The sequence below is a fragment of the Algibacter sp. genome (assembly GCF_049667265.1).
Taxonomy (GTDB): domain Bacteria; phylum Bacteroidota; class Bacteroidia; order Flavobacteriales; family Flavobacteriaceae; genus Algibacter_B.
The window spans coordinates 1-10,342 of the sequence record NZ_JBATHX010000260.1 but is presented as its reverse complement, the minus strand read 5'-3'; the positions used below and the strand labels follow the sequence as shown (position 1 = coordinate 10,342).

Annotated in this window: 11 protein-coding genes; 9 read left to right on the top strand and 2 right to left on the bottom strand. The window is 32.7% G+C overall.

Annotation, left to right across the window (positions count from 1 at the left end; genetic code table 11):
- Positions 1-242: 242 nt before the first annotated feature.
- Positions 243-596, bottom strand: a complete 354-nt coding sequence (locus WBN21_RS09905) for a 4Fe-4S dicluster domain-containing protein (protein WP_411807838.1) — start codon at positions 594-596, stop codon at positions 243-245.
- A gap of 98 nt (positions 597-694) precedes the next feature.
- Here WBN21_RS09905 and WBN21_RS09900 point away from each other — a divergent pair, with 98 nt between their 5' ends.
- The 9 genes from WBN21_RS09900 (at position 695) to WBN21_RS09860 (ending at position 9,048) form a co-directional block, all read left to right on the top strand.
- Positions 695-1,753, top strand: coding sequence for an acyl-CoA reductase (locus WBN21_RS09900; RefSeq protein WP_424199831.1), 1,059 nt, complete (start codon positions 695-697; stop codon positions 1,751-1,753).
- Positions 1,754-1,830: 77 nt separating this feature from the next.
- Positions 1,831-2,895: a 3-phosphoserine/phosphohydroxythreonine transaminase gene (gene serC / locus WBN21_RS09895; RefSeq protein WP_424199829.1), complete on the top strand. Its 1,065-nt coding sequence runs from the start codon at positions 1,831-1,833 to the stop codon at positions 2,893-2,895.
- Between the two features lie 107 nt (positions 2,896-3,002).
- A complete protein-coding gene (locus tag WBN21_RS09890) occupies positions 3,003-3,953 on the top strand; it encodes a D-2-hydroxyacid dehydrogenase (RefSeq protein ID WP_424199827.1) in 951 nt (316 codons plus the stop codon).
- A gap of 121 nt (positions 3,954-4,074) precedes the next feature.
- On the top strand, positions 4,075-4,713 hold the full coding sequence (locus WBN21_RS09885) for a DUF937 domain-containing protein (RefSeq protein ID WP_424199825.1): 639 nt from the start codon (positions 4,075-4,077) through the stop codon (positions 4,711-4,713).
- Positions 4,714-4,935: 222 nt separating this feature from the next.
- Positions 4,936-5,373, top strand: coding sequence for a DUF6146 family protein (locus WBN21_RS09880; RefSeq protein WP_424199823.1), 438 nt, complete (start codon positions 4,936-4,938; stop codon positions 5,371-5,373).
- A gap of 35 nt (positions 5,374-5,408) precedes the next feature.
- A complete protein-coding gene (locus tag WBN21_RS09875; RefSeq protein ID WP_424199821.1) occupies positions 5,409-5,711 on the top strand; it encodes a DUF6787 family protein in 303 nt (100 codons plus the stop codon).
- Complete coding sequence (locus WBN21_RS09870) at positions 5,711-6,043, top strand: hypothetical protein (protein ID WP_424199819.1); 333 nt, start codon at positions 5,711-5,713, stop codon at positions 6,041-6,043. Before WBN21_RS09875 ends, WBN21_RS09870 begins: the two co-directional genes overlap by 1 nt.
- 123 nt (positions 6,044-6,166) lie before the next feature.
- Positions 6,167-8,389 (top strand): TonB-dependent receptor, encoded by a 2,223-nt coding sequence (locus tag WBN21_RS09865; RefSeq protein ID WP_424199817.1) that lies wholly within the window; start codon positions 6,167-6,169, stop codon positions 8,387-8,389.
- A gap of 185 nt (positions 8,390-8,574) precedes the next feature.
- On the top strand, positions 8,575-9,048 hold the full coding sequence (locus WBN21_RS09860; protein WP_424199815.1) for a hypothetical protein: 474 nt from the start codon (positions 8,575-8,577) through the stop codon (positions 9,046-9,048).
- Between the two features lie 109 nt (positions 9,049-9,157).
- Here the strand turns inward: WBN21_RS09860 and guaB are convergent.
- A partial coding sequence (gene guaB / locus WBN21_RS09855) for an IMP dehydrogenase (protein WP_424199813.1) occupies positions 9,158-10,342 on the bottom strand: 1,185 nt, incomplete at its 5' end.

Below are 10,342 nucleotides of genomic sequence, written 5' to 3'. Positions count from 1 at the left end.
ATATAACTGGGTTGATGATAATACGTTATTAATGTTTGGTCAAGACATTGATAATTTAAAAAATCAAAGATTTGTGAAAATAAAGGTTAAATAAAATGCCGAAAACATTAATTAAAAAAAAGCCTTTCATCAAATCTAAAAGTAAAAAATCAACATAACTTCCTTAATAAAGACCAATAAAAAAATCCCAAGCAATAAACTTGGGATTCTTTTTATTTAAAATACCGATTAATAATCGGTCCTTATCCTTCAGGATGCATAAATTTTTGCTTAGCCAATAATTCTTCTTCAGTTTCAACAACATCTTCATCAGGCACGCAACAATCAACAGGGCAAACTGCAGCACATTGCGGCTCATCATGAAACCCTTTACATTCTGTACACTTATCCGGTACAATATAGTAAAGCTCATCACTTACAGGTTCTTGAGCCTCATCAGCATCTACCTCTTTTCCATTGGTTAAAACCACCGTACCATCTAAACTAGTACCATCTTTATAGCGCCAATCGTCGGCGCCTTCATATATTGCAGTATTTGGGCACTCAGGTTCGCAAGCACCGCAATTTATACATTCGTCTGTTATAATTATAGCCATAGTAATTTTTTATCTTTTAAAATTTAAGAACTCTATAGAGTTTCCGTAAATTTGCAGTTGCAAAAATAAAGCCAAAACCATTCATAACCAAATTAAGGATGCAATTACAAGAAAGAATTAATGCTTTTGTAAAATTAGGAGATTTTTTAAGGCAATTTTCTAAGGAAGTTATCGTAAAAGCGGATAATATTGAACATAACGAGTTATTCTTTGATGGCTTTAAGCATCAATTAAAATTAGCAAAAGAGCATAATGGTTGGTTTACTGAAGAGAATATTACGTTTGCCATAAAATCTTGGTCTGACGCTTTAACACTTGATAATTTAAGTAAATGGTTGAAACCTTATAATTTTGACACTATAAAACCAAAGCGAGTTGCCATTATTATGGCTGGTAACATTCCGTTAGTTGGGTTTCATGATTTTTTATCTGTACTTATTTCTGGCCATTCTGTGTTAGTTAAACAGTCTTCAAACGACAAACATTTACTCCCCTTTTTAGCCAAATATTTGGAATTTATTGAACCGCAATTTAAAGGAAACATCACCTTTACCGAGGCTAAAATTGAAAACTTTGATGCTGTAATTGCTACAGGAAGCAATAATACTGCCCGCTATTTTGAATATTATTTTAAAGGAAAACCATCGATAATTAGAAATAACCGAAATTCGGTGGCTGTTTTATCAGGAGATGAAACTCCAGAAAATTTAAAAAACCTGTCAGAAGATATTTTTCGATATTATGGTCTTGGATGCAGAAATGTTTCAAAACTATTTGTGCCAAAAAACTACGATTTTAAAGCATTTTTTGAAGGTATTTATCATTGGCATCCTATTGTTGAAAAAGCCAAGTACGCCAATAATTACGATTATAATAAAGCCGTTTATTTAATGAGCGAATTTGATATGCTTGAAAACGGATTCTTTATGATAAAGGAAGATGAAAGTTTGGCATCTCCCATAGCAACACTATTTTATGAATACTATGAAGATGCTTCAAAATTAAAGGCAAATTTAGAAGTTAATAAAGAAAAAATTCAATGTATCGTTTCCAATGGATTTGTAAAAAACGAAATAGCGTTTGGAGCCACTCAAAATCCTCAACTTTGGGATTATGCGGATGATGTGGATTCTGTTGAATTTTTGTTAGCAATTTGATGAAAAAATTATTGATTATTTAATACAATTTACCTGATTAATTAGCACCTTTGCTTCTTTAAATTTTACTACAAAAAATGAAAAAACATAACTTTAGTGCAGGACCAAGTATTTTACCACCAGAAGTATTAATTAAAGCTTCTCAGGCAGTTGTTGATTTAGATGATAGTGGTTTATCGTTAATTGAAATATCTCACAGAAGTAAAGCTTTTGTTGATATTATGGAAAATGCTAGAGCTTTAGCTTTAGAATTACTAGGCCTTGAAGGCAAAGGATATAAGGCCTTGTTTTTACAAGGTGGTGCAAGTACACAGTTTTTAATGGTAGCTCTTAATTTATTAGAAAAAAGAGCAGGGTATTTAAATTCTGGAGCATGGGCTGCAAAAGCCATAAAAGAAGCTAAAATTTACGATGATGTATACGAGGTTGGTTCTTCGAAAGATGCTAACTACAATTATATTCCTAAAGGTTACGAAATACCTGAAGATTATGATTATTTTCATTGTACTTCAAATAATACTATTTACGGAACTCAAATGAAATCGTTCCCAAAAACTGATATTCCTTTAGTTTGCGATATGAGTAGCGATATTTTTTCTCGCACTTTAGATTTTACTCAATTTGGGCTTATTTATGCTGGAGCTCAAAAAAACATGGGACCTGCAGGAACTACTTTAGTAGTTATTAGAGAAGATATTTTAGGAAAAGTATCTCGTAAAATACCTTCAATGATGGATTATAAAATTCATATTGATAAAGGAAGTATGTATAACACGCCTCCTGTTTTTCCAATTTACACATCCATGTTAACATTACAATGGTTAAAAGATCTTGGTGGTATTGCTGCAATTGAAAAGGAAAATGAAAAGAAAGCGCGCTTAATGTATTCTGAAGTAGATTTAAATCCATTATTCAAAGGATTTGCATCTAAAGAAGACAGATCTAACATGAACGCCACATTTACTTTAGAAAACGAAAACTTAAAAGACACTTTTGAAACCATGCTTAAAGAGTCTGGAATAAGTGGTGTTAATGGTCACAGAAGTGTAGGTGGATATAGAGCTTCCATGTACAACGCTATGCCAATTGATAGTGTAAAAGTATTGGTTGAAGTAATGAGTGAACTAGAAAGTAAAGCATAAAATAGTTAGCATTTGTCATTCCCGTGAAGGAGGGAATCTCATGATGCTTCCAATAATTAATTAAAAAGGTTCCCTCCTTCGAGGGAATGACAAAAAATAGAATTTCAATGAAAGTATTAGCAAACGACGGAATTTCTCAAAGTGGAATAGATGCATTAGATAAAGCTGGTTACGACGTTATTACAACAACAGTAGCACAAGAGCAATTAATTAACTACATAAACGAAAAAGACGTTTCTGTTCTTTTAGTTCGTAGCGCAACAACGGTACGTAAAGATTTAATTGACGCCTGCCCAGGATTAAAAATTATTGGTCGTGGCGGTGTTGGCATGGATAATATCGATGTTGATTATGCTCGTGAAAATGGCATAAGCGTTATAAATACACCAGCAGCATCTTCACATTCGGTAGCTGAATTAGTATTCGGTCACTTTTATGGGTTGGCCCGTTTTATACATAACTCAAATAGAGACATGCCTTTAGAAGGTGATAGCAATTTTGGAAAGTTAAAGAAAGCTTACGCAAAAGGAACCGAACTTAAAGGAAAAACTTTAGGTGTTTTAGGTTTTGGTCGTATTGGTCAAGCTACTGCAAAAGTAGCCCTCGGAGCTGGCATGAAAGTGATTGCTTTTGATCCATTTTTAGAAAGTGCTAATTTAGAATTAGATTTTTTTGATGGTCAAAAAGTAAACTTTAATATTAAAACTATTTCAAAAGAAGACGTTTTAAAACAATCAGATTTTATTTCGCTTCACGTGCCTGCTCAAAAAGAGTATGTTATTGATGAAAAAGAATTTACTATGATGAAAGATGGCGTTATTATAGCAAACGCTGCGCGTGGTGGAGTTCTTAATGAAGTTGCTTTGGTTAAGGCTTTAGAAAGCGGAAAAGTTGCAAGAGCTGCTTTGGATGTTTATGAAAAAGAGCCAAAACCAGAAATGCAATTATTAATGAACCCTGCGTTATCATTAACACCGCATACAGGTGCTGCTACAAACGAAGCACAAGACAGAATTGGTACAGAATTAGCATCACAAATTATTAGTATCCTAGGTTAGGAAAATAAAAAATGTGACCAAAATATTATAATTGAGTCCTAACTATATAAGTTGGGACTTTTTTTGTAAATTATACTTCCAATTTTATTAAATATAATTAATTAAAATATAACAAACAATCATGGCAGGAATTTTAGATTTATTAAACAGTGACTTAGGAAAAACTATTATTAGCGGAGTAGCAGGTTCAACAGGAAACGACTCAAACAAAACAAATAGCGTATTAACAATGGCTTTACCCGTTTTAATGAAAGCCATGGAAAGAAATGCCTCAACACCAGAAGGAGCAGCTGGACTTTTAGGAGCACTTCAAGGAAAACACAACGGTAGTATATTAGATAATCTTGGCGGATTATTTAGTGGTGGTGTTGATGATAATGTAAAACAAGATGGTTCAAAAATATTAGGACACGTTTTAGGATCAAAACAATCAGGAGTTGAAAAAATAATTGGTGAAAAATCTGGTTTGGATGCTGGTGCGGTTGCTAACATATTAAAAGTTGCAGCTCCAATTTTAATGGGAGTTATAGGAAATCAGGCTAAACAACAAAATGTAAGTTCTTCAAATGGTATTGGAGATTTATTAGGTGGTATGCTAGGTGGAAGCGCTGCAAAACAAGAACAAAGCTTCTTAGAAAAAATTCTTGATGCCGACGGAGACGGAAGTGTGATTGATGACGTTGCAGGAATGGTATTAGGTCAAGCAACAAAAGGAAAAGGAGGCCTTGGTGGGCTTTTAAGTGGGCTTTTTGGAAAATAATATTCCTCAGAAATAAAATTCATAAAAGAGTTAAACATCAAGTTTAGCTCTTTTTTTTTGTTAAAAATGGCTCAAAATCAACAATTAAGGAATGGTTTTTGTAAATTTAATAAGGATAAAATGCGTTTTGCTCAATCAAAATACTAGTTAACTCATTCATATTATTTATTAGCAGCAATCAGTTTTATCTTTGAAAATAGAAATAAAAAATAATTATCCCTTATGAAAAATTTAATATACATCCTGATGGTTTCTGTTTTCCTTTTCAACTGTAATACATCAAAAAAAACGACTACAAAAAATGATGAGCGCTTAGAAAATCTAAAACTGAATGATACTGTTAAAATAGCAAATGAAGCCATAGAATACGAAATAATTATTATTGAACCAGGATTTAATTTTTGGTTAGCTAGCAGAGCAAGACAGCGGGGATTTTACTCGCAGCAATTTTTTGAAACCAAAAACATACTTTATGTTAATGAATGGAATCAGCGTGTTATTCAACCACAAAGATTTGATCCAAACCTTTATGAACTTCGAATTGATTATCAGCAAGGCATAGATTATGGTTATGAAGTTAATTATGTGCTATACAACTATTTTATATACTTCCAATTAACCTATAACCAAAGATTAGGAGGCAATATTCCTAGAATTTAATTTAGTTTTAATATTTTTGCTTCAAAATTGCAAGAGTGGAGAAATTAAAAGCACGTTGGAACATTGAACATAATTGGGAAATAATTGTAATCCTTATAGTTTTTGCAGTTACTGGTTCTACGGCTTCATATATTGGCAAACCAATCCTTTCTTTTTTAAATATTACCCAAGAAACATTCTCATCGATTGGATATTGGACTGTACGTATTATTCTTCTATTTATAGTTTATCAATTTTTACTTGTATTTTTTGGTTGGGTTTTTGGACAGCATAAATTTTTCTGGAATTTTGAAAAAAAGATGCTTCGCAGAATTGGCTTAAAGCGTTTTGTTGATTAATGAAAATTGTTAAGGAACATATTGTATTTAGATTACTAACCGTTTTGTTGGTAATTACGCTATTGGTTCCGGCTGGAGTAAAATTAGCTCACGTTTTTGAACATCATAAGCATGAGGTTTGTACAGGTGGAGATACTACCCATATCCATAAAGTAGATTTAGATTGTGAGTTCCAAAAGTTCCAATTAAATAAACATTTTAGTGTTTCAAATATCACTTTCGAGGTTTTTCAGCTTAACGAGAATTTAAAATCTATAATTTCTCAATATCATTTTCTTAGCGCATATCAGCGCTTACACTTTTCGCTTCGGGGTCCACCTGCATTAATTTAATTAAATCATTTTGCTGAATTCCTTTCAGCGATAAAAAATTAAATTAACATGTTTTCGTCTTATTCATTTAAAAAAAATGAATACTTATTTTTTTGATTTTGCGAAAACGAAAAAAAATATCATATGAAATCATTCATAAACCTAATGCTTTTACTAGCATTCACAACCATTTATGGTCAAAACACAATACAAGGCCTAATAAAAGATGCAAATACCAATGAGAATTTGGCTTTAGTAAATGTCTATTTTTCAGATTTAGAAAAAGGAACCTCAACGAACGAATTAGGAGTTTTTAATTTTAATAATCTTCCAACAGGATCGTACACCGTGCTTTTTTCCATGATTGGATATGAAACGCAATCCTTACAGGTTAACATTCCCATAAAAACAAACATTGAAATAAGCTTAGTGCCATCTGCAATAGAGATGGAAAGCATTATAATTTCCACACCATTTCATAAAATTCAAAGTGAAAACGTTATGAAAGTGGAACAAAAGTCTATTAAAGAATTAAAAAATAGCGGTGCCGTAACCCTTTCGGAAGGCATTACAAATATTGCAGGAGTAGAAAGTGTTACAACCGGATTAAGTATAGGTAAACCTGTTATTAGGGGTTTAAGCTCCAACAGAGTTCTTGTTTACACACAAGGCATCCGTTTAGAAAACCAACAATTTGGTGATGAACATGGCCTTGGTGTTAATGATGCTGGTATTGAAAGTGTGGAGGTTATAAAAGGCCCTGCTTCCCTACTATATGGTAGCGATGCGCTTGGTGGTGTTTTATATTTGAATCCTGAACGATTTGCCGATTACAATTCTTCTAAAGGTGATTTTAGTGGAAATTATTTTAGTAACACACAAGGGTTTAGCACAAATGCTGGTGCAAAAGTTTCTGGAGATCGCTTTAAATTTTTGTTTCGAGGAAGTTTGGCTGAACACGCTGATTACAACACCAAAGATTACCGAGTAACAAATACCCGTTTTAAAGAGCAAGATTTTAAAGCTGGCTTAGGCTATCAAATCAATGGGTTTAAAACTGAATTTCGATATAATTTGAATAATTCAAAACTTGGAATTCCTGAAGAAATTGGGGAACAATCCACATCCAAAACACCTTTATTACCGTTTCAAGAGGTTACAAACCATATTTTTAGTTCAAAATCTACTTTGTTTTTTAATAAATCAAAACTCGATATTAGTTTAGGCTTTATTTATAACGACAGAAAAGAGTTTGAAGAGCACCATCATGATGAAGACGAAGAAGAACATGAAGACGAAGAGGAAGAACATTATGAAGTGCTTGAAGCTGCACTCCATATGAAGCTAAAAACAGCCAATTATGACGTAAAATATAACCTGCCGAAATCTGGAATTTTTGAAACCATTGTTGGTATTCAGGGCATGCATCAAGTAAACTCAAATTATGGCGAGGAAACATTAATTCCTGATGCTACAACCAACGACTTTGGTGTTTTTGCAACTTCGCATATCCATTTTGAAAAAGCGGACATTCAATTAGGGGCACGTTATGACAATCGAAACATAAATGCGGTTTCACATTTTAATAAAAATTACAATAGTTTCAATGGCGCTATTGGCTTCAAAACCGATTTAGCAAATAACTTAACAGCAAGAGTAAATTTGGCAACAGGTTTTAGAGCTCCAAACTTATCTGAGTTGGCATCAGAGGGCGCACATGGTGGTACAAACCGTTATGAAATTGGAAATATAAATTTAAAAAACGAGCAAAATTTCCAAACAGATATTGCCTTAGAATTCAAAAATGAACATCTAGAGTTGTTTGTAAATGGGTTTTACAATAAAATAAATGATTACATTTTCTTATCGCCTAATGGCGAAATGATTGATACCACCCCTGTTTATGATTATCAACAAGATGATGCCCGATTATTTGGTGGCGAATTTGGTTTTCACTTACACCCACATCCAATACATTGGATGCATGTAGAAACTAGTTTTGAAATGGTTACTGGCAAACAAGATAATGGTGATTATTTACCAATAATACCAGCAAAAAATTTAACAAACACACTACGAATAGAATTTGAAAAATCAAGTATTAAAGAAAGCTATGCCTTTATAACCCTTCGTACTACATTTAATCAAAATAATGTAAGTGCTTTTGAAACTAAATCCAATGGCTACAATTTATTAAGCTCGGGTTTTGGTGGTAGTTTAAATTTATTTAAAAATGAATTAAGTGTTCGCGTTTCAGGAACAAACCTAACCGACCAAACCTATATAAGTCATCTATCACGTTTAAAACCTGATGGCATTTTTAATATGGGAAGAAATATTAATTTAGGGTTTACTTATAGTCTTTAAAAACACTTTAAGAGAGCATTTTTTTTTATGCACTCTTAATTGTTTTTCAACTTAACTTTATCAGAAAAATTCACTAATTTAACTTCGGATATTAACCGTTTAAAGGTTTCATTTTCGCTGTATTTATGCATCAGCAAAAAAATTTTGGAAATTCAAGGAGTTGTTACAATAAAACCAATTTAATTATGAAATATATTATAATTTCAATAGCTTTAATTTTATCAATTAATGTGTTTACTCAAAATGAAGTTTATACTAATACTTTTGTTAGAATCTATAATTTAAACGGTAAAAAGATCAATAAGGGTAAGGTAAAATCAATATCTGAAACTTCAATAGAATTATATTTAAAAGGAGAATCAATAAAAATTCCTTTAAGCCAAATAGGAAAAATTAAAACCAAACGTTCTGTTGGTAATAATGTTGGAAAAGGCGCACTAATTGGTGGAGGTTCATTAGCTGTTTTAGGATTATTATCTGGAGATGATAATGATGGATTAATTTCATTTTCAGCAACTGATAAAGCAATAATCGGATTAATTGGTGGCGGGATAATGGGAACTATTGTTGGTGGAATTACTGCTATTTTCAAAAAACCAACACTTTATATCATTGAAGGAAATGAAATCAAATGGAAAGATTTTAAAGAAAAAAATTAAATTGATAGAGGTAAATGAAAACTAAAGAAACACGTTAAACGAACATTTCAAAAATCAAAAAGCTACACAATTTAAGTGTAGCTTTTTGTTTAAATATATTATTAGAAATCTACCTTGAATAATTAGGAGATTCATTTGTAATAGTAACATCATGTGGGTGGCTTTCGTTAATTCCGCTTGCAGTAATCTTAACAAACTGACCTTTGTCCTGAAGAGAAGCGATATCTTTAGCACCACAGTAACCCATTCCAGCACGTAAACCACCAACAAATTGATGGATACTTTCGTTTAACTCACCTTTATATGGTACACGTCCAACAATACCTTCTGGTACTAGTTTTTTAATATCGTCTTCAACATCTTGGAAATAACGGTCTTTACTACCTTTCTTCATAGCTTCAACTGAACCCATACCACGGTACGATTTGAACTTTCTTCCTTCGTAAATAATAGTATCACCAGGAGATTCTTTTGTTCCTGCTAAAAGCGACCCTAACATAACAGTATCTGCACCAGCTGCAATCGCTTTAGGAATATCGCCTGTATAGCGAATACCACCATCTGCAATTACTGGAACACCTGAACCTTTTATAGCAGCAGCAACTTCCAAAACTGCAGAAAATTGAGGAAACCCAACACCTGCAACTACGCGCGTTGTACAAATTGATCCTGGACCAATTCCAACTTTAACAGCATCGGCTCCCGCTTCTACTAAATATTTAGCAGCAGCTGCGGTTGCAATGTTTCCAACAACAACATCAAGTTGCGGGAATTTCGATTTGATTTCTTTAAGCACACCTACCACACCTTTTGTATGTCCGTGAGCTGTATCAATAACCACCGCATCAACTCCGGCATTTACTAAAGCTTCTGCTCTTTCAACCGCATCACCAGTTACTCCAATGGCTGCAGCAACTCGTAAACGACCATATCTATCTTTATTCGCGTTAGGTTTTTGTGTGACTTTAGTGATATCTCTAAAAGTTATTAATCCTGATAATTTATAATTATCATCTACAATTAATAATTTTTCAATTTTATGTTGTTGAAGAATTTTTTCAGCATCTTGTAAAGACGTTCCAACGGCTGCAGTAACTAAATTTTTACTAGTCATTACTTCAGTAATTGGTTTTTTATTGTCATGTTCAAAACGTAAATCTCTATTTGTAACAATTCCCTTTAGAGTACCATGTTCATCAACAATAGGAATACCACCAATACCATGTTCTGCCATACTTAATTTGGCATGCTTTACTTCAGCTGTAAGAGGTAACGTAACGGGATCTATAATCAT

What these genes read in the sequence shown, in the direction of transcription:
- WBN21_RS09900 (WP_424199831.1), top strand. Translation starts at nt 695, where the DNA reads ATGCAATTACAAGAAAGAATTAATGCTTTTGTAAAATTAGGAGATTTT.
- WBN21_RS09905 (WP_411807838.1), bottom strand. Translation starts at nt 596, where the DNA reads ATGGCTATAATTATAACAGACGAATGTATAAATTGCGGTGCTTGCGAA.
- WBN21_RS09890 (WP_424199827.1), top strand. Translation starts at nt 3,003, where the DNA reads ATGAAAGTATTAGCAAACGACGGAATTTCTCAAAGTGGAATAGATGCA.
- WBN21_RS09880 (WP_424199823.1), top strand. Translation starts at nt 4,936, where the DNA reads ATGAAAAATTTAATATACATCCTGATGGTTTCTGTTTTCCTTTTCAAC.
- WBN21_RS09865 (WP_424199817.1), top strand. Translation starts at nt 6,167, where the DNA reads ATGAAATCATTCATAAACCTAATGCTTTTACTAGCATTCACAACCATT.
- WBN21_RS09870 (WP_424199819.1), top strand. Translation starts at nt 5,711, where the DNA reads ATGAAAATTGTTAAGGAACATATTGTATTTAGATTACTAACCGTTTTG.
- serC (WP_424199829.1), top strand. Translation starts at nt 1,831, where the DNA reads ATGAAAAAACATAACTTTAGTGCAGGACCAAGTATTTTACCACCAGAA.
- WBN21_RS09860 (WP_424199815.1), top strand. Translation starts at nt 8,575, where the DNA reads ATGAAATATATTATAATTTCAATAGCTTTAATTTTATCAATTAATGTG.
- WBN21_RS09885 (WP_424199825.1), top strand. Translation starts at nt 4,075, where the DNA reads ATGGCAGGAATTTTAGATTTATTAAACAGTGACTTAGGAAAAACTATT.